The organism is Microbacterium sp. CGR1 (genome assembly GCF_001266755.1).
GTDB lineage: Bacteria > Actinomycetota > Actinomycetes > Actinomycetales > Microbacteriaceae > Microbacterium.
The window spans coordinates 3,494,101-3,512,911 of record NZ_CP012299.1; the positions used below are offsets into that span (position 1 = coordinate 3,494,101).

Annotated in this window: 20 protein-coding genes and 2 tRNA genes; 16 read left to right on the forward strand and 6 right to left on the reverse strand. The window is 67.0% G+C overall.

The window, feature by feature from the left end; translation table 11 throughout:
• The first annotated feature begins 22 nt into the window (after nucleotides 1–22).
• The 3 genes from AKG07_RS16670 to AKG07_RS16680 all read left to right on the forward strand — a co-directional run bounded on the left by AKG07_RS16670 (nucleotide 23) and on the right by AKG07_RS16680 (nucleotide 2,028).
• Nucleotides 23–631 (forward strand): RNA polymerase sigma factor, encoded by a 609-nt coding sequence (locus AKG07_RS16670; RefSeq protein ID WP_082298001.1) that lies wholly within the window; start codon nucleotides 23–25, stop codon nucleotides 629–631.
• Between the two features lie 89 nt (nucleotides 632–720).
• On the forward strand, nucleotides 721–1,602 hold the full coding sequence (locus AKG07_RS16675; RefSeq protein WP_150115159.1) for a hypothetical protein: 882 nt from the start codon (nucleotides 721–723) through the stop codon (nucleotides 1,600–1,602).
• A 54-nt stretch (nucleotides 1,603–1,656) separates the two neighbouring features.
• Nucleotides 1,657–2,028: a hypothetical protein gene (locus AKG07_RS16680; RefSeq protein WP_053098912.1), complete on the forward strand. Its 372-nt coding sequence runs from the start codon at nucleotides 1,657–1,659 to the stop codon at nucleotides 2,026–2,028.
• A gap of 378 nt (nucleotides 2,029–2,406) precedes the next feature.
• Here AKG07_RS16680 and AKG07_RS16685 read toward each other — a convergent pair whose 3' ends face one another.
• A complete protein-coding gene (locus AKG07_RS16685) occupies nucleotides 2,407–3,000 on the reverse strand; it encodes a fasciclin domain-containing protein (RefSeq protein ID WP_053098913.1) in 594 nt (197 codons plus the stop codon).
• Nucleotides 3,001–3,218: 218 nt separating this feature from the next.
• On the opposite strand from AKG07_RS16685, the gene AKG07_RS16690 reads away from it, so the two are divergent.
• The 3 genes from AKG07_RS16690 to AKG07_RS16700 are packed head-to-tail and all read left to right on the forward strand — an operon-like array spanning nucleotide 3,219 to nucleotide 4,861.
• A complete protein-coding gene (locus AKG07_RS16690) occupies nucleotides 3,219–3,485 on the forward strand; it encodes a hypothetical protein (protein ID WP_053098914.1) in 267 nt (88 codons plus the stop codon).
• A gap of 12 nt (nucleotides 3,486–3,497) precedes the next feature.
• Entirely contained in the window at nucleotides 3,498–4,361 is an 864-nt protein-coding gene (locus AKG07_RS16695; protein ID WP_053098915.1) for an FHA domain-containing protein, read from the forward strand.
• Nucleotides 4,362–4,387: 26 nt separating this feature from the next.
• The gene (locus tag AKG07_RS16700; RefSeq protein WP_053098916.1) at nucleotides 4,388–4,861 is read left to right on the forward strand and encodes a heme-binding protein; all 474 of its coding nucleotides are present in this window, start codon (nucleotides 4,388–4,390) and stop codon (nucleotides 4,859–4,861) included.
• On the opposite strand, the gene AKG07_RS17775 is transcribed toward AKG07_RS16700, so the two are convergent.
• From AKG07_RS17775 to AKG07_RS16715, 3 genes are all read right to left on the reverse strand, one after another.
• Nucleotides 4,851–5,105, reverse strand: a complete 255-nt coding sequence (locus AKG07_RS17775; RefSeq protein WP_150115160.1) for a hypothetical protein — start codon at nucleotides 5,103–5,105, stop codon at nucleotides 4,851–4,853. The two genes, AKG07_RS16700 and AKG07_RS17775, sit on opposite strands and share 11 nt — an antisense overlap.
• Nucleotides 5,106–5,382: 277 nt before the next feature.
• A complete protein-coding gene (locus AKG07_RS16710) occupies nucleotides 5,383–5,898 on the reverse strand; it encodes a gluconokinase (RefSeq protein WP_372984381.1) in 516 nt (171 codons plus the stop codon).
• A 10-nt stretch (nucleotides 5,899–5,908) separates the two neighbouring features.
• Nucleotides 5,909–7,318, reverse strand: coding sequence for a GntP family permease (locus tag AKG07_RS16715; RefSeq protein WP_372984322.1), 1,410 nt, complete (start codon nucleotides 7,316–7,318; stop codon nucleotides 5,909–5,911).
• A gap of 138 nt (nucleotides 7,319–7,456) precedes the next feature.
• Between AKG07_RS16715 and AKG07_RS16720 the strand changes: the two genes are divergently transcribed.
• The 10 genes from AKG07_RS16720 to AKG07_RS16765 all read left to right on the forward strand — a co-directional run bounded on the left by AKG07_RS16720 (nucleotide 7,457) and on the right by AKG07_RS16765 (nucleotide 16,446).
• The gene (locus AKG07_RS16720; RefSeq protein ID WP_053098919.1) at nucleotides 7,457–8,164 is read left to right on the forward strand and encodes a FadR/GntR family transcriptional regulator; all 708 of its coding nucleotides are present in this window, start codon (nucleotides 7,457–7,459) and stop codon (nucleotides 8,162–8,164) included.
• A gap of 120 nt (nucleotides 8,165–8,284) precedes the next feature.
• Complete coding sequence (locus AKG07_RS16725; RefSeq protein ID WP_053098920.1) at nucleotides 8,285–10,927, forward strand: LuxR C-terminal-related transcriptional regulator; 2,643 nt, start codon at nucleotides 8,285–8,287, stop codon at nucleotides 10,925–10,927.
• A gap of 261 nt (nucleotides 10,928–11,188) precedes the next feature.
• Entirely contained in the window at nucleotides 11,189–11,680 is a 492-nt protein-coding gene (locus AKG07_RS16730) for an FBP domain-containing protein (protein WP_053098921.1), read from the forward strand.
• Between the two features lie 46 nt (nucleotides 11,681–11,726).
• Nucleotides 11,727–12,521 carry an enoyl-CoA hydratase/isomerase family protein gene (locus tag AKG07_RS16735; protein WP_053098922.1) on the forward strand — a complete coding sequence of 265 codons (795 nt, stop codon included), beginning with the start codon at nucleotides 11,727–11,729 and terminating at the stop codon, nucleotides 12,519–12,521.
• 78 nt (nucleotides 12,522–12,599) lie between these two features.
• The gene (locus tag AKG07_RS16740) at nucleotides 12,600–13,619 is read left to right on the forward strand and encodes a hypothetical protein (RefSeq protein ID WP_150115161.1); all 1,020 of its coding nucleotides are present in this window, start codon (nucleotides 12,600–12,602) and stop codon (nucleotides 13,617–13,619) included.
• Nucleotides 13,616–14,410 carry an inositol monophosphatase family protein gene (locus AKG07_RS16745; RefSeq protein ID WP_053098924.1) on the forward strand — a complete coding sequence of 265 codons (795 nt, stop codon included), beginning with the start codon at nucleotides 13,616–13,618 and terminating at the stop codon, nucleotides 14,408–14,410. The genes AKG07_RS16740 and AKG07_RS16745 overlap by 4 nt, the downstream gene beginning before the upstream one ends.
• Nucleotides 14,411–14,533: 123 nt before the next feature.
• Complete coding sequence (locus AKG07_RS16750) at nucleotides 14,534–15,817, forward strand: M23 family metallopeptidase (RefSeq protein ID WP_053098925.1); 1,284 nt, start codon at nucleotides 14,534–14,536, stop codon at nucleotides 15,815–15,817.
• Nucleotides 15,818–15,885: 68 nt separating this feature from the next.
• Nucleotides 15,886–15,957: transfer RNA gene (locus AKG07_RS16755), tRNA-Thr, on the forward strand.
• Nucleotides 15,958–15,991: 34 nt separating this feature from the next.
• Nucleotides 15,992–16,065, forward strand: a tRNA-Met gene (locus tag AKG07_RS16760).
• A 198-nt stretch (nucleotides 16,066–16,263) separates the two neighbouring features.
• Complete coding sequence (locus AKG07_RS16765; RefSeq protein ID WP_053098926.1) at nucleotides 16,264–16,446, forward strand: hypothetical protein; 183 nt, start codon at nucleotides 16,264–16,266, stop codon at nucleotides 16,444–16,446.
• Between the two features lie 60 nt (nucleotides 16,447–16,506).
• On the opposite strand, the gene AKG07_RS16770 is transcribed toward AKG07_RS16765, so the two are convergent.
• Nucleotides 16,507–18,186: an MDR family MFS transporter gene (locus tag AKG07_RS16770; RefSeq protein ID WP_053098927.1), complete on the reverse strand. Its 1,680-nt coding sequence runs from the start codon at nucleotides 18,184–18,186 to the stop codon at nucleotides 16,507–16,509.
• Entirely contained in the window at nucleotides 18,187–18,798 is a 612-nt protein-coding gene (locus AKG07_RS16775) for a TetR/AcrR family transcriptional regulator (protein ID WP_053098928.1), read from the reverse strand.
• Nucleotides 18,799–18,811 lie beyond the last annotated feature (13 nt).

The window sequence follows — 18,811 nt, forward strand, 5'->3', positions numbered from 1 at the left end:
GTTAGCCTGAAAGGTACGTGCGATGAGTGAGGCGGCTGCAGTGATGCGATGGGGGTTCGGGGACGGACTCCGTGTCGTCTTCGCTGTCGCTGAAGATTTCCCATTCGTCCCGACAAATATTGCTGCAGGTGCACCGGCCCCGAACAAGGCCGTGGTCTTCCGGTCGCTGTTCAACGAGTACTGGCCGAAGGTGCACCGGCATCTCGAGTGCTACCTCGACAACTCCGACGAGGTCAACGAGATCGCAGCTGAGGTGTTCGTCATCGCATGGCGGAAGTTGGACGCGGTGAAGCCGATGGGCTTGCGATGGTTCATCCGCACCGCCGACAACAAGCTACGTGACGTCGACCGAAAGGCTCACTCTCGCGCGCGGGCGATGGAAGCTCTCACCCGCGGACTGCGCAGCGCAGCTGACACCATCCATCCACTGGACGCGTTGGCGCTGCAACAGGCGATGAAGTCGCTCAGCGCCCGAGAGCGACAGGTCGTTGTCCTCACCTACTGGGATGAGCTCAGCGCCGGAGAGATCGCCGATGTCCTTCGTTCCAGTCAGGCGGCTGTGTGGACGACCCTCACTCGCGCACGAGCGAAACTGCGGGCACAGCTTGAACCGAGGGAGCGGAGATCGTGAACATTCCTGACGACGAGATCGACCGCCTGCTCCGTGCTGTCAACCCCGCCACGGCGTCCGCTGACGAGCTCAGTGTTCAGGCCATCGCTGTGCGCGAGAGCATCATCCGAGGCACGTACGCCCCCGCGCGACAACGGCGAGGATGGGCGTGGGGGCGCTTTGCCGTCGCAGTGGCGGCCATCGTGGCCATTGTGATCGTCGCGACCAACGTTCTCGCACCGGCCCAGCGGGCCACAGCGCTCACACCTCCGCCGTTGCAGTATGACAACGCTCAGCCGCTTGCGACAGTCGTGCAGGAGGCGAAGGAGCGCCTCGGGTCGACGGTGAGCGTGGTCCAGGAACGTCGAGTCTCCTCGCTCGTGTGGGGGTGGAGCATCGACCTGGCGAAAGAACGCGTCGAGTCTGTGCCCCAGAGGGTCACATTCGAGTGGGCGCCCGAGACCGGGTCCCGCAACACCATCATCGCCGGGGAATCTCACTGGCCAGCCGGTGTGCGACCCGAAGGCATCGAGGAGAGCCCGTATCAACCGGGTGACACCATCACACAGCTGGTGACGGCACCACAGGATCTGAAGATCCCCGCCGATGTGATGAACCTGAATGACGGGTCTCGCGAGTCGATGGACAAGGCACTCACCAGCCTCGGCGCGACGGAGTCCTCATCATCGGGCGAGGTCCTCGTCGTCATCGGCCGGCTGTTGAGCTATTGGACCTTGACGAATGAGCAGCACAACATCCTCATCGACCGGCTGGTCGAGGCCGGTGGTGTCACGGTCCTGGGCGAGTCAACGGACCGACTGGGGCGCGATGTCATCGGATTGCGCGTCGCGGACCCGGCAACGACCTACCAAGACACGGTTCTCATCTCCCGCGACACCGGCCGGATCGTCGGCATGGAGAACGAGCTGACGGCTGCTCAGGATTTCATCCCCGCTGGCGTCATTGGATACACACTCTGGGACGCCAATTAGGCGCCTCTCGGTGACCGGTCCGGTTTCCTACCGAGCAACTACGGGACTTCGGGCATGGTGCTGCCGATGGCTCTCAATCCGAACTTCGCGTTCTGGGAGCCCGAGATCGGCGACATGACGACCGCCAGTCACGCGGAGGTGTACTTCACCATCTCGTCGGTGCTGCATCGCGCACGTCACTCAAAAGACGCCAAGTTCTCACTGTTCGAACAGCCCGGGTTCGGCCATGTCCTGTCGCCGGCGAACTTCGACCGATTCAACGACCCTGTCATCCAAGCTGCGATCCTCCACGGTGCCCGGGGAACAGAATTGCATTTCGACAACCTGGAGCAGCAGAGCCAACACATGGCCTCAGTCATCGAGACCGCGCTGCGTTCCTTGTCCGACGAAGACCGCGCTGAGCGCGGCCTGCGTTCTGGTCGGTGACAAGCTCCGCGAGGTCGCGACATCGTTCGGGTCGCAAGAAGCGGCGAGGTGGACGGCCGCCCGAGACCGTGCCATCGCTGCGGCCGTCGCGCTGCAGCCCTGGGGAGAGCCAGAACCTGAGGACGACGGCGCCGCGGCCGAATCCTGAGTTTCGCCCGCTGGCACCTCAAGCAGGAGTAGGGCAGTCGGGGGTATCCGTGGGAATCGCGAAAGGAACGCGTGGGAAACGCCTAGGAATCGCGGGCCCCGATCCCTGTAAAGGGTAGGACTCGGGGAGATACGGGAAAACCCCACCATCTGTTCGTTGTTCTCGATCACGAGATCCACGAGCCGGAGAAACGCCCGCGTCCTCGGGGGCGTTTCCTTTTCACGGCGTGCTCACATCGCAGGAACCAGGACGCGATCGATCGTGTGGATCACTCCATTGTTCGCGGTGATGTTCACCCGCCACAGCACCAGGGCCGGGTCCCGCAGGGTGGGGCTCTCGTCACGCAAGAAGACGCCGCGCGGCCGGACGACCCCGCCGTTAGCCATGGTGAGCGACTTCGACGTGATGACCTTGATCGGGCCCAGCTTCTTGCCCGCGACGACGTGGTACAGCAGGATGTCGGCGATCTGGTCGGTGGTGAAGGCGGTCGTGAGCGTGGTCAGTGCCGCCGCCTCGGATGCGGGTGCGGTGCCCGTCAGGTCGGACACCAGCCGCAGGAAGGCTCGATCGTTCGGAGCGAAGACGGTGAACGTTCCCGCCGGATCTGCGAGCGTGCTGTCGAGGCCGGTGGCGAGCACCGCCTGGACGAGCAGGTCGTAGTCGTTGGCGTTTCGGTCTGGAGCGCCTCCTCCTGAGGCGGTGACGAGAACATCGACGATGTTCCCCGAGGGGCGTGCTGTCTCTGCGGCCTGTGCGGGCGCGGCGGTCAGGACGAGGGCGAGTGCGGCCACCCCTGCGAGGGAGGCGCGGATCTTTCCAGTCATCGTTCAACTCCATTGTCGATCGGAGTCACGGCGAGGGTCGTGACACAGGGTTATTCCGCTGGTCACCACCGTTCGGATGCACCGGCCGCGAAGTTTCTCTGAGCTGCCTCGGAGAGCGGAAGACAGTTTCTGGACTGTATTCAAAAACATATGGACAGAGTGATCGGGGGCGCGCATAATCGCTTCAACACCACCGGGCACCAGCGAAGGAGCACCCCATGAGTGATGAGAAGGAAACGTCCGAACTGTTCTCCGAGGCCTCGGGGCCGAGTGGAGCATCGATCACGGACTGGACGGATCTCGGCCGAGAGATGTGGGCCTATCTGACCGGTCGCGGAGCGGCGGTCAACTACACGTTCGAGGACATGACCGTGGAAGTCCCTCGGGATATCGGGCCGGATGCACCTCGCGCGACGTGGAAGTTCAACGGCACGCTGCGCGTGACGACCAGCGACAGCGAGTCCGGCGAGAGCCGGCCGGCCTGACGGCCTGCCACCATGATCCGTCTCGATATCGACCTGAAGGTCGAGCACGTCGCTTCGGACGGCGCATCTCCGACTCGCTTCACGGTGCGTGCCGCGGGTCGGGAGGTCGTCATCTCGTTCGAGTCCACTGCGGGCCTCACCGGCATGGGTCGCCGCGAGCTCACGCAGCTGGCACCTCTCGCCGATGCCTTGTCGCGACGAGGCCTCAGCGTGCGTGTGGAAGGGCCAAAGGGGACTCTGCTCCAGCTCGGCGACGTCAGGTCAGGGCCTGTCGGCCGTGCGATCGCCGGGTCGTCGCACATCAGGCTCGGACATCTGTCGGCGCTGCTCTCGGAGGTGAAGCACCGGGACGATGGCAGCCGGTTCCGCCTCCCCGCCCCGCCGCCCACTCTCTTCCCCCTCGTTCCCACGTTGGCACGTCGGGTGCCGCGGCGGGTGACGACCACCCACTACCTTCCCGGATCCGGTCGACCACGGCTGATCTTCGCGGTCGGGAACGGCGACTGGAACAGCACCAGGCCGCGTGAGTTCGATCTCCTTCCCGGACGGACGACGATCGGCTCGGGCAAGGACGCCGACCTGCGGCTCGAGGGAGTGGAGGCGCTGCACGCCGAAGTCCGCCACAACGAGGACGACGAGTACGTCCTGTATTCGTACGCCCCCACCGGCGGCGGGCGGCCCAATCTGCCGCACAGCTCGGAGGATGCCCGGATTCTGCGCACCGGATCGCGGATCGAGATCGGATCCTGGCGGCTGGCGTTCTATCGTGAGGAGTTCGCCGATCACGGACGCCCCTTCGGAGGGCGTCAGGGTGGCGAGTACGCCTTCCAGAGGCAGCAGCCGATTCGACCGTACGGATCGGGGGAACTCGGCTGAACAGACGCACACGAGAGGTACCGGACATGAGTGACCAGACACGGATCGCGCAGCTCGAGAAGGAGCACGTCGAACTCGTCCTGCGCCGCTTCGACCGCAGGGACGCATGGGAGCTGGGTCGCTCGATCGCAGAACGGGCATTGGCCGAGGGTCACCCGGTCGCGGTGGACGTGCGCACCCCGTCAGGGGTCCTCTTCCACGCATCTCTGCCGGGCGCGACGGCCGACAACGACGCATGGGCGGCGAAGAAGGCGGCGACCGCTCTCAGGTTCGAGACCAGCACTGCCCTGCTCGAAGCGCGCATCGAGAATGGCGGCCGGGACATGTACGAGCCGGGATGGCTCGATCCGGTCGTCTACGCGGTCGCGGGTGGGTCGGTGCCGATCCGCGTCGACGGTGTGGGTGTCGTCGCGGTCGCGACGGTGTCGGGACTTCCGTCATCGGACGACCACGACCTGGTCGTCGAGGGGATCGCAGGGCTGGGTCTGCTCACGGAGTAGCGGCGCGTATCTCGATCTCCGCGTATGGATAGTGGCAGTCGCCGGTCGCACCTGATCGCTCGCAATCGAGATCGGGTACGAGCATCAGCATCGGCGTCCCCGTGAGATCGGGCGGCACCTCGACCGACACCGAGGTCGCTCCGACCTCGAGACGTGAACCGGTGCGCAGATCGCCCTCGGGGGAGCGGATGATCACCTCGCCCGCCCAGAGCTCGTCGAGGCACTCGGGGGGATGCACTGACACGGAGACCGTCTGCCCGGCGGTGGCTGAGAGCGGATCGACCGTCAACATCACAGCCACGCCATCGCAGCTGAGAGGGCTCGCACGAGGGGCGTCGCTGACCGAACCGGCGCCAAGGGTCGTCTCAGCAGTCGACGCATCGTTCGCAGGCTGAGTTCCGCCGGAGGAGGGCGAGCAGCCAGTCAGCCCGACGCTGAGCGTCGTCGCCGCGACCAGGATCCGCACAGCGCGCCGCATCGAGTTCTTCATGACTCAGAGTGTCGCGGGCCGAGGCATCGTCTCAGTAGTCCGGGTGCAACCGCAGCCGTGACGCGATCTGAGCGGCCTGCTCAGCCGGCGTCAGAGCGATGTCGATCTCGATGGCCCGCTCGTCCGCCTCCAGGGGCTCGAGCGTCGCGAACTGCGAGTCGAGCAATGTGGCGGGCATGAAGTGCCCCTGGCGGCGCAGCATCCGCTCGAGGATCAGCTCGCGCTCGCCGGCGAAGTGCACGAACGTGACCGCATCCCGGCGAAGCACGTCGCGGTAGCTGCGTCGCAGGGCGGAGCAGGTCACGATGCCGGGCTCGCCGGCGTCGATGCGCTCATCGATCCACTCGGCGATGCGGTCGAGCCAGGGCCAGCGGTCCTCGTCGTTCAGAGCGTGGCCGGCAGCCATCTTGGCGACGTTCGCCTCGGGATGCAGGTCGTCGCCCTCTTCGAACGCCCAGCCGAGACGGCCGGCGAGCATCGCTGCCACGGTCGACTTTCCGGTGCTGGCGACGCCCATGAAGACGAGGACGGGTGCGTTGACGGACATCATGGCGCGCTCAGACGAACATGCTCAGGACGAGGACGCCGGCGAGACCGGTGACGGAGATGAGGCATTCGAGTACTGTCCATGACTTCAGAGTCTGCGGGATGCTGAGGCCGAAGTACTCCTTGATGAGCCAGAAACCCGCATCATTGACATGCGACAGGAACACCGAGCCCGAGCCGATCGCCAGCACCAGCAGCGCGACCATGGGGGAGTCGAGGGTCTCGGTGAGCGGCTGCAGGATGCCGGCGGCGGTGATCGTCGCGACGGTCGCGGATCCCGTGGCGATGCGGATGACCACGGCGACCAGCCACGCGAGGATCAGCACCGAGACGGACGACCCGGAGACGAACTGGGCGATCACGTTGCCGATGCCGGTGTCGACCAGCACCTGCTTGAATCCGCCACCCGCGCCGACGATCAGCAGGATGCCGGCGATGGGGCCGAGCGACGAGCCGACGATGTCGTTGATCTTCGTGCGGTCGAATCCGGCGCCGCGGCCGAGGATGAAGAATCCGGCGAGCACGGCGATGAGCAGGGCGATGACCGGCGTGCCGAGGAAGTCGAGCGCGACCTTCCACGGGGCGTCGGAGCCTGCGGCCGAGATGTCGGCGACGGCCTTGGCGAGCATGAGGAACACGGGGAGCAGGATGCTGAAGAGCGTCGCGCCGAACGATGGGCGGCGACGCTGCTCGATGCCCTCGTCCTCGTCCGTCACGAACAGCTCGGGGACCGGGACGTCGACCCAGCGCTCTGCGAAGCGGGCGAACAGCGGCCCAGAGATGATCACGGCGGGGATCGCGACGATCACACCGAAGGCGAGGGTGAGGCCGAGGTTGGCTCCGAGCGCGTCGATCGCGGCGAGCGGGCCCGGGTGCGGCGGCACGAGGCCGTGCATGGCCGAGAGGCCGGCGAGCGTCGGGATCGCGATGCGCATGAGTGGCGCCCCGGAGCGCCGTGCGACGAGGATGATGACCGGCACGAGGAGCACGAGGCCGACCTCGAAGAACATCGGGAGACCGATGACCGCACCGATGAGTCCCATGACCCACGGCAGCGACCGTGCGCTGGCACGGCTGACGAGCGTATCGACGATGCGGTCGGCACCACCCGAGTCGGCGAGGAGCTTTCCGTAGATGGCACCGAGGGCGATCAGGATTCCCACCCCGCCCATCGTGGTGCCGAATCCGGTCGAGAAGCTGGTGACCGATGCCGCGATGTCCATGCCGGCGATCGCGCCGGTGGCGAGCGCGCCGATGGTGAGCGACAGGAAGGGATGCAGCTTCACCCACGTGATGAGGACGATGATGATCGCGATCCCGAGCACTGCGGCGGTGATCAGCTGACCGGCGGGGCGGTCAGGGGCTGCCGTGTCGGCGACTGCCGTCATGAGCGCGTCGGCGGCGGGGGTGAAGAGTGCCATGAGCTTCCTTGATCCGGGCGTGGTTTACGACCTTATGCCGTACATAATAAGCACGCATACCACGTCATGCGCAACATAACCGAAACAGTCGCCTGAGACGTCCCACGTCAGCGACCCTGTGGCGGGCATACTCGACATATGACCGTCGCCGGCCCTGCAAGCCCTGTCCACGACTCGCTCGTCGCCGAGCTCGGTCGCGCGATCGTCGACGGCGAGCACCCCCCGGGCTCGCGGATGCTGACGGTGGAGCTCGCTCAGGAGCGGGGAGTGTCCCGCTCCGCCGCCCGTGAGGCGGTGCGGGTCCTCGAGTCCTTCGGTCTTGTCTGGGTGCGGCGGAAATCGGGTGTCGAGGTGCGGCCGCGGGCCGATTGGAACGTCTACGCGCCCGAGGTGATCGCGTGGCGACTCGCGGGCCCCGGTCGCGATGAGCAGCTTCGCGAGCTCAGCCAGCTCCGTTCCGTGATCGAACCGCTCGCTGCGCGACTCGCTGCGGTGAACGCGACGTCGGAACAGAAGGTCGAGCTCGTCTCACTCGTCGTCGCGATGAGCGAGGAGGACCACGAGGCCGACCGAGAGCGCTACCTCACCGCGGACATCAGGCTTCACCGTCTTCTGCTGGATTCGTCCGGCAATCGGATGCTCGCCGCTCTGGGCGGCATGGTCGAGGCGGTGCTCAGGGGGCGCACGGCGCATGACCTCATGCCGCACGTGGCCAATCAGAGCGCTGTGCAGTGGCATCGGGATGTCGCGTTCGCGGTTGCGGGCGGAGACGCCGATGCCGCCGCGTCAGCGATGCGGAGCATCGTTATGGAGGCTGACGAGGCGATGCAGCGCGCTGCCGAATAGCCGAAGAGCGGCATACTCAGCCGATATCTCGGTATACGTCGGCTTTCGCAGTATTCCGGAATCGTTCGCAGACCTACGATCGGATCGCGGAGAGTTTCGCGTTCTCGGGGGAGGCCGGCGATGGAGCAGGGGACAGGCGGACGTGCGCGCGGCGCGCGTCTTCCCCTGCACATGCTCGATCGTCCGCGGCTGACGGAGATCTTCGATCGAGGGCATGCCCTGACGGTCATCAGCGGCCCCGCCGGAGGTGGGAAGTCGGTTCTGCTGAGCCAGTGGGCGACGATGCAGGAAGAACGAGCGGCTGCTGCGGTGCGACTCGGGTTCGACGAGAGCGTCACGAACGAGCACCTCATGCTTCGCGAGATCCTGACCAAGGTCATCGTCCAGGACTTGATCGCTGATCGGAGCACCGCTCGCTCGGCGCTGCGTGGGTTCGACAGCGTCCGGGATCCGGGCGGCGAACTCGGGCGCCTGCTCGGCGACCTGAGTCGACCGTGCGTTCTACTGATCGACAATGCGGAGCGGGCCGATGAGCGGTCGCTTCTCGGGCGGGCTCTCGATCTTCTCGACGCCGCACCGCTCCTGCGGATCGTCGTGGCGACGCGCCGCTCGACGGTGACGCGGACGCTGCAGATGGTCGCGTCCGCGGACGTGTGCGTCGTCGGACCCGCGCATCTCTTCTTCACGTGTGACGAGGCTCGGGCGGTGGTGGAACGCGTATCCGGTCAGGCGCTCCCGCCGCATCCGCTCGGTGAGGAGAGCGCACTGCCCCTCGCAGCCCGAGCGTTGGGCCTTGCTCTCGCGACCCATCGGGAACCGGTCGAGATCGCCGCAGTCGAGGTACAAGGGCTCGCTGATGCTCTGATGGCCAGCCTGATCGGTCCGGATGCTCCGGCCGACTTCCGGGAGTTCCTGCTTCGGACTTCGGTGCCGGGGAGAGTGACGCGCGAGATCGTCCGGCGTCTCGGATGGCCGGATGGCGGGGACGAGCACCTCGATCGGGCCGAGCTCTACGGACTGGGCATGTGGGAACCGGCGGATGACGGTCTCGGGTTCGTCTACACCCCGCTGCTGCGCGAAGCGCTCGCGCGCCGACTCGATCAGCGGCCACTCGACGCCGTGGCACCGATCCGCCGAACAGTCGCGCTGTGGGCTTCCGAGCACGGCCGCCATCTCGAGGCGCTGACCAATGCGATGAGAGCGAGGGACTACGTCCTCGCGGTGCGCCTCGGGCGCAAGTCGTGGTTCATCCTCTCCCGGTCGAGTCCGCGCGAAGTCGAGACGCTGCTGCGTCGCGAGAATCCTCTCGTGCTCGCGCGTCATCCGCTGCTCGGCATGCTGCTGGCGTTGGTCCTGCTGCGTCTCGGTCAACGGCTGCGCGCGTTCGCCTATTTCCAGGGCGCCGCGCTGTCACTCGGCCGCCGGGGCGTCGACGATGACCCCGTCGAGCGGTTCTGGATGCTCAGCGCGAAGGCGCTGGCCGAGCGGTTCGCCGGGCAGTTCCGGCGATCCGGGATGTCCGCCGATCTGGTTGTTCAGGTCTTCCACACGATGGAGGCCGAGCAGCGTGCGGAGTGCACCGGATTCGCGGCGCTGCTGCTCAGCAACTGCGGGCTCAGCTTCTTTCAGCTGGGTCGGATCTCGGATGCCATCGAGGTCCTGGAGCTCGGCATGACGATTCAGGTCGCGCATACCGTCATGATCCTCGAAGACGGTGTCGGTCTGCGGATGCCCGATGACGACGGCGGCTGGTATCACTGCGCTGCGACTCTCGCCGGCGTATACGCCCTGCGGGGACGGCTGTCCGATGCGCGGCGGGTCCTCGACGAGATCGACGGCGTCGATCCGCCGCCCGCCTGGCGATCGGAGCAGTTCGGGATACTGGAGCAGATCGCCCACGCCGTCATCGCCATCGCGGCGCTCGATCTCGACGAGGCCAGACGCCGTACGGATTCGATCGCACACCACCTGGGAACGACGGAGCTCTGGCCCTACCTCGTCTGCGTTCAGAGCGAGATCGAGGTGCGCGAGGGGCGCGCGGCCGAGGCATCGCTGGCCATCGCCCATTCGCTTGGACGGGGCGTGAACTCGGCGGTCTCCGACTACGGATCGTCCCGGCTGACCGTCGCGCAGGCGATGGCGTCGCTGGCGCTCGGCGACCAGACGGCGGCCCGACGGACTGCGGCCGGGCTCCCGGGCGATGATCCGGCTCGGCTCGCCGTCGAGGCGTTCGTCGCGCTCCTCACCGGTGACGACGCGCGTTCCTACGCCGCGGCCGAGGTCGCCCATGCCGAACGCGACCCTGACCTCGACCGGCTCTGCCTCGCAGCCATCACGTCCTCAGCCGCGGCAGCACGGTTGGGCAGGCGTGAGGCATCTGCCCGCGCGATGTCTCGCGCCGTCGCCGTGATGCGAGAGCAGCGCTCTCAGGCTCCGCTCGCGCTCTTCGCCGGTGACGTGCTGAGCGAGGTGCGCGAACTGTGCGCGCCGACCGAGCAGGAATTCCTCGACTCCTATCTCGCGCGCGCCTCGGACGGATGCCCGTTCCCGGCGCTGCCGCCCCCGGTCAGGCTCACGTCGAGAGAACTCGCGGTGATGCGAGAGCTGCGGAGGACGTCGTCCACCGACGCGCTCGCCGCGGCACTCTTCGTCTCACCGAACACGGTGAAGGTCCAACGTCGCAGCGCGTATCGCAAGCTCGGTGCGTCGAACAGGGAGCAGGCTCTTCTGCGCGCCGCAGAGCTGGGGCTGCTCGAGGACTGAGCGACTGACCGGTCGATCGAGGCGCACCCCGAGTTCGGGTGACGCGTGGTGCGCCTCAGAGTCGGGAGCGTGGGAGGGGTGAACCTGGGGGTTCGTGCTCTCGTCGACCTGTGTTCACGATAGGTGCGGGCGCGTCGGGGTCGTGAGGGAGCGCATCGAACACGCGGTATTTCGCCCTGGAACTCACCCTGGCCGCGCCTCGCCGGGATCTCGGACGCCTGGCCGCGACCCCATGCGCACCGGTGTTCATAGACTGGAGCGATGCGAGCGCTCACCGAAGCAGACGTCCGTGCCTCGTTCGTCAATGCGGATGCCGACGAGCTGCGGGTCATGGAGATGCCCCACGACTTCGTCCTGATCGACTGGGACTACCTGGATTTCTTCGCGTGGCGAGACCCGAGTGCGGGTCGGCGCGGCTACGTGCTCACTCAGCACGACGGTGAGGTCTCGGGGTTCGTGCTGCGAGTCTCGGACCCCGGCCGAGGTCGTTCGGGCATGTGCAACATCTGCCACACCATGCAGCCGGGAAACCAGGTGGCGCTCTTCTCAGCACGGCTCGCAGGCGAGGCCGGTGAGCGGGGCGACTCCGTCGGCACCTACATGTGCGCCGATCTCTCCTGTCACGAGAACGTGAGACTCGCCCACCCGCTCGCCCCGAACGAGATCCTCGCCCCCGGACAGGTGGACGTCCGTCTCGACGGCACGAGGCGGCGAATGGAGGCCTTCGTGGGCCGCGTGAGGCAGCAGGCCTGATCACGGTTAGCCTGGTCGCATACGTCCTGCGCTCGAAGGAGAAGCCATGAACGATGCCATCCTGTTCACCGTCGATGAGGGGCTGGCCCGGCTCACACTGAACCGTCCCTCACGGCTCAATGCCTTCAACTCCGATCTGGCGCACGCGTGGCGCGACGCGACGGCCGAGGCGACGTCGCGCACGGATGTGAAGGCGATCCTGATCGATGCGGCGGGCCCCGCGTTCTGCGCCGGCGGTGATGTCATCGAGATGGCGACGACGATGGGATCGGGTGACGAGATAACGGCCCTGGCCGAAGTCATCAACGCCGGGATCCGGTCGCTGACCGAGTCCGCGGTGCCGGTCGTCGCCGCAGCCCACGGGACGACCGCCGGCGGCGGGCTCGGCATACTGCTCAGCAGCGACTACGCCGTGGTCGGCTCACGCTCTCGGCTGGGCAGCCTCTATGCGAACATCGGGCTGACACCCGACCTGTCGGTCTCGGCTCAGCTCGCTCGAGCGGTCGGACAGCGCCGCGCGCTGCAGCTGGTGCTGCAGGACCGCCTCCTGACGGCTGCGGAAGCCGTGGAATGGGGCCTCGTCGCAGAGGCCGTCGACGGGGCCGACTCTGCGGACGAAGCCGGCCGGGTGAGGGGGCGTGCGGAAGAGATCGCCCGCTTCTGGCTCGCCGGTGCGGCTGAAGCGTACGGTCACGCGAAGCGCCTCGTCCGCTCTCAGCCCGAGCGGACGTTCGCCGAGCAGCTGAGCGAGGAGGCGCGCTCGATCGGCGCCTCCCTGGCGACCCCGGACGCTCAGGCCCGGATCGCCGCGTTCGCCGCGGCATCCGCACGCAAGGGCTGATTCCCGCGGGAGCCGGTTCGCCCCGATGTATCCACGGATCACGTCGAGGCTCCTGCCTCCGCGCCGGCGCATGCAAGGATGAACGCAACGCCGCTCAACGAGAGGAACGCGATGTCGCAGCCGGAGATCACCCAGCAGCCCCCCGCGCTGGTCGAGAAGAAGAACATGTCCCTTCTCATCAGAGGGGCGATCTGGATCGCCATCGGTGCACTCATCTCCGCGGCGCTCGTGTGCGTCGTCTGGGTTCTGATCGGTGATCAGGACGGGCTGATCGGGCGGGCATTTCTCACGATCCTCCTGCTCGCCGCGTTCGCAGGGATCGCGATCCTCGAGGCGGGACTCGCCCCCAACCGTCCCGACTGGCTCGCGCTGTCGAGCATGGTCAGCTGGATCGTGGCTCTGCTGGTCGGAGCGGTCAAGATCTGGCTGCCCGAGGACGACGCGTTCTTCACCGGTGCAGAGCGCTTCTTCCAGCTGCTGCTCGTGGTGGGAATCCTCCAGCTCGCCCTGCTGCATGTGAGGCTGTTCACTCCGGCCGCGCAGCGTCACGTGACGACGTTCACCCGCATCATCTACATCGCGACGATCGTGTTCCTCGGCGGCCTCGTGGCCATGCTGATCTTCTTCCTCACCTTCCCGCACACCTTCGACTATGGCGAGCTGTACTGGCGAATCGTCGTCGCACTCACGATCCTGGCCGCGGTCGGAACCACGTTGATCCCGCTGCTCAACGCCCTGTTCGCTCCTCGCAAGCCGGCCGGCGCTCGTGCCGCCGCCGCGGCGCAGAGTGTCGCAGCCGCTCCGGCATGGCCGACCTACGCAGACGGTGTGACGCCCCTGCCGGTGCTGCCCGACGGCTCGCCGGACTGGAATGCCTACTACACCGGCCACCCGTCGCCGCAGCCGCAGCAGGCGCTCCCTGTCGCTCCCGCGCCGCAGGGGTTCCCCGTCGCGCCGTTCCCGACCGCGCCTGAGCCGTACTCGCAGGGCCCGGCGACGCCTCCGGTTCCGCCCGCGCCCGCGGCTCACGACGCCTACCCGCCGGCTCCCACTGCTCACGACGCCTACCCGCCGGCTCCGCCGCTGCCTCCCCAGTGAGCATCGAACTCGAACTGGCTGACCTCGCCCGCCGGATCGCACGCGAGGCGGGCGACCTGGCGCGGCGCCGTCGCGACGAGGGCGTGCACCTCGCCGCCACGAAGTCGACGCTGGCGGACATCGTCACCGATGCCGATCGCGAAGTCGAAGCGCTCGTCCGCGACCGGCTGAGGGTCGCTCGACCCGGCGACGGCTTCCTGGGCGAAGAGTCGGAGGCTGAACCCGGCGTGACCGGCATCACCTGGGTCGTCGATCCGATCGACGGCACGGTGAACTACGCCTACGGAATCCCCTCCTATGCCGTGAGCATCGCGGCAGTGAGGGGCAGCGCAGTCGCGGGGGAGTGGGAGGCGCTCGCCGCTGCCGTCTACGCGCCCGCAACCGCCGAGATGTTCACCGCCGCTCGAGGTCATGGCGCCTTCCTGGGCGACGTGCGGCTGTCGGTCACGACCGAGACGCCGGCGGGAGCGCTGCTCGCCACCGGATTCGGCTACGACCCCGCGACGCATGACGGCGACCTCGCGACCGTGCGCAGGATCATGCCGATCGCGAGAGACCTCCGCCGCGCAGGCTCTGCCGCCCTCGACCTCGCTTTCGTGGCCTCCGGGCGGCTGGACGGCTACTTCGAGCGCGGCCTGAAGCCGTGGGATCACGCGGCAGGCGCGCTGCTGGTCACCGAGGCGGGGGGCGATGTCTCGCTGATCGACCGTGCCTCCGCGAGACCCATGCTCATCGCGGGTGGCACTGAGGTCCATCAGCGCGTCCTCGATATTCTTCGAGATGAAACGTGAACGATTCATGGCATTCACAGGTGGATCAGGCTAGGGTTTATCCGATCGTTACTTTCATCGGCCCGAATCGGTGAAGGTCGTAAGCGCCCCCGAGCTTGACGTTTGAACCCGAGAGAATCTGATTTGCCCTTCGAGAATCCCCAGGCTGCCTCTGCGCCCACGCGCCGCTCCAGCCGTCCCCGCACTGCGGCCTTCGAGGCCTCCGCGGCAGGAGTGACGGAAGCCGTCTCCGAAGCCGCGCCCGTCTCCGAAGCCACGGCCGTCCCCTCCGAGGCTCCCCTGTCTCGCCGTGCCGCCCGCCAGCGACTGAACACCGCAGAGGTCTTCATCGCCGCGACCGCGGTCGCGGCGGCGTCAGCAGCATCCGACTCCGCCGACGTCGTCGTGAGCGAGACCGATGAGGCTCCCGCGGACGTCGCCGAGCCGATCGTCATCGAGCCGATCGTCGCCGAGCCGATTGCGATGCCCGCAGCAGCCGAGCACGATCAGCCCGACTCGGAGCGCGCGGACGGCGCAAGCCACCGTTCGAGCGACGAGGATGCCTTCGAGACGGCTGCCCGTGCATTCCGTCGCGTGGCACCCGAGGCCGCGGCCGAGCCCGCCGAGGACCCGACTGAGGCCGCCGAGGCTGACGAGACTCCGGTCGAGCATGTCGTGCGCCGTCGCCCGTCTGCACGCAAGTTCCTCGCCGTCGGCGCGACCGTCGGCGTGATGAGCCTCGCCGGTCTCCTCGCCGTCGGCATGACGCTTCCTGCCGAAGCCGTCGCCGCAGTGCAGGGAACGCCGTCGCTCGCGGCGACGTCCCTCGTCGCTGCATCGGGTACGGCGTCGAAGGCTGCATCCGACGACGAGATCCAGGCGTTCGTCACGTCTTCCGACGTGCAGAACGAGCCGCTCGCGCGCTCCGACAGCTTCTCGAGCGTGTCTCTCATCCAGGTGGCATCGGAAGAGGGCATCAACTACTCGAACGAGGTCTTCACCAACGACGCCGAGGCTGCCATCCAGTGGCCGTTCAAGGTCGGCGTGGGTATGAGCTCGGGATACGGCATGCGCTGGGGCCGTCTGCACGAGGGAATCGACTTCGTCCCCGGTGAGGGAGCGCCCATCCAGGCGATCGCCGACGGCGTGGTGCGCATCGCCACTGAGCAGGGCGGCGCCTACGGCGTCACCGTGTACATCGACCACGTGATCGACGGACAGATCGTCACGAGCCACTACTCGCACATGCAGTACGGCTCGCTGCAGGTCAAGCCCGGGCAGACCGTGAAGGTCGGCGACGTCGTCGGCCACACCGGAAACACCGGTCGTTCCTACGGAGCGCACCTGCACTTCGAGATCATCATCAACGGCGGCACGATCGATCCGCTGCCGTGGTTGCGCGAGAACGCGGGTCGGACCTCGTACTGACACCTCGATTTCATGAGGACGCCACAGTGATGGTATTCTCGTGTGGTTGCCCCCGCGAGGGGCAGCACGCCCCGATAGCTCAGTGGCAGAGCACTTCCATGGTAAGGAAGGGGTCGTCAGTTCAATCCTGACTCGGGGCTCACAGCGTTCGTATCTGCGATGCGGATGCGGTGTGGCAGGGTAGCTCAGCTGGTCAGAGCGCACGACTCATAATCGTGAGGTCGCGGGTTCAAGCCCCGCTCCTGCTACAGATGAAAACCCCCGGGATTCCCGGGGGTTTTTGCGTACCCGGGCTCACGATCGACCGACACGCACTCCGGGCACGATGTTCGCGCGGTACCCACCGGATCGGATGCGGCTCGGCGTGCGCGATGTCAAGGGGATGCCGTGGCGAGGCCTGCGGCGGTCACACTGGTGGTCCAGTACCCGGACGATAGGAGCGACTCATGTCAGACCCCCAGGCAGCACCGGACGAAGGCGCCGAGATCGACGCGACCGGCGTGGACGCCGACTTCGTGACGAACGACCCGGACCCCGAGGTCGACCCCGCCACCCCGGGTGAGAGCCAGAAGGCCGACGGCGACAATGCGGATCACCCGGACGAGCTCGAGGTCGGCGACCTCCCCTGACCACGCACGAAGACGGGCCCGGTCCTCATCTGAGGAGCGGGCCCGTCGTTCGTGAAAAGGTCAGCGACCGGCGGGCGGGATGTCGCGCCGACCGGCTGCGATGCGGTCCTCGTCGCCGGGAGCGGCGTCACTTCGACCGGAGCCGCCGCGCTGCTCCGCCTCGAGACGCTCCGCCTCCTCGCCGCTGATGGCCTCGCCCCGAGCGACGAGTCCCGCCTGATCCGACAGCGGGATCTGCTTGAGGAACAGCGAGAGCACCAGAGCGAGAGCGATGAAGGGCACCAGGTACCAGAAGACCGGTGCGAGGGCATCCGCGTAGGCCGTGACGATGCCGTCCCTGACCTCGTCCGGCAGCGAGTTCAACGTCGCGGGGTCGATCGTCGACGCCGCCTGCGAGGCGGCATCCGGTGATGCTCCGGCGTCGGCGAAGACGCCGAGCAGGTTCTCGGTCAGGCGGGTGGTGAAGATCGTGCCGAAGACGGCGGTTCCGAGTGATGCACCCACTTCGCGGAAGTAGTTGTTCGTGCTCGTCGCTGTGCCGATCTCGCCGGCGGGGACGGCGTTCTGCACGACCAGCACGACGACCTGCATGATCAGGCCCAGACCGGCGCCGAACACGAAGAGGAAGGCGCAGATCAGCCAGATCGGCGTCTCGGCCGAGAGGGTGGTCATCGAGATCATCGCGATGCCCGTCAGGATCGTTCCGACGATCGGGTAGATCTTGTACTTCCCCGTCTTCGAGATCGCGATGCCCGAGAAGATCGACGTTCCGATCAGTCCCACCATCATCGGGATCATCAGCAGACCGGATGCGGCGGCCGACGTGCCCGACGACATCTGCAGGAACGTCGGGACGAACCCGATCGCCGCGAACATCCCGATGCCGAGCACGAGACCGATCGCGGTCGCGTTGACGAAAATCGGATTGCGGAAGAGGCTCAGCGGGATGATCGGGTCCTGCACCTTGGCCTCGGTGATGACGAACGCGGTCGCGGCCACGATGAGCCCGGCTCCCCAGGCCCATGTGGCGAGCGAATCCCAGCCGAACTCCTTGTCGCCGCCGAAGTCGGTGAAGAAGATCAGACAGGTCGTCGCTATCGAGAGGAAGATGACGCCGAAGATGTCGATCGGCTTCTGGGCCTTCTTGCTGGGCAGCTTCAACGCGACGAGGGCGATGATGAAGGCGGCGATTCCGACCGGGATGTTGATGTAGAACGCCCACTGCCAGGTGAGGTGGTCGACGAAGAACCCGCCGAGCAGGGGGCCGGCGACGGCCGACAGACCGAAGACGGCGCCCAGGGGGCCCATGTACTTGCCGCGCTCGTTCGCGGGGACGATGTCGGCGATGATCGCCTGGGACAGGATCATCAGACCGCCGCCGCCGAGGCCCTGCAGTGCGCGGAAGATCACGAACATCCAGAAGTCGGTCGCGAAGGCGCAGCCGACGGACGCGAGCGTGAACAGCGCGATCGCGACGAGGAAGAGATTGCGTCGGCCCAGGACGTCACCGAACTTGCCGTAGATGGGCATGACGATGGTGGTCGCGAGCAGATAGGCCGTGGTGATCCAGACCTGGTGGTCGACGCCGCCGAGCTGTCCGACGATGGTCGGCATGGCGGTCGAGACGATCGTCTGGTCGAGGCTCGAGAGCAGCATGCCCGCTATCAGGGCGCTGAAGATGATCCAGATGCGGCGCTTCGTGAGCAGGAAGGGCGCATCCATGGTGGCGGTGGCGGACATTCAGTGGGCTTTCTGTGATGGTGCGAACACGGAGCGAGCGATCTCGAGGCGTCGGCTGACGAGGTCGCTGAAGGAGTCGGCCGAGTGGTGGTGCAGCAGCTGGTCCATGCACAGGCGCACCAGGGCGCCGACAGTGTGGACCATGACCTCGGCGCGCAGCTCGGCATCGTCGCCTCCACCGCTTCGCTGAACGACGAGCTCGCCGTCGCGCCTCTCGTTCTTCGCCAGCTGCTCGAATGCGGCCTTGAGCAGCCGAGGCTCCTGCTCGATCACCGCGAACAGGGCCGGCGCGTCGTCGAGGGGATTGAAGAGCTCGAATCGCGCGATCGTCAACCCGATGAAGTCGTCGAGCAGCTCGCCGTCCTGCGCGACGAAGGCGGCCTCGAGCGCTTCCTGTCGCGAGTCGATCGCGGCGAACCCGAAGACGGCGTTCTCCTTGCTCTCGAAGTAGTTGAAGAACGTACGCCGCGAGACACCGACCGCAGAGCAGAGCTCCTCGACGGTGAAGCCGGCGAAACCGTGCTCGGTCGTCAGTCGGCGAGCCTCGTCGGTGAGTGCGCGGGACGTCTCCCTCTTGCGCTGCTCTCGCAATGAATCTGCACTCTCGCTCATGAAGTGCAATCTT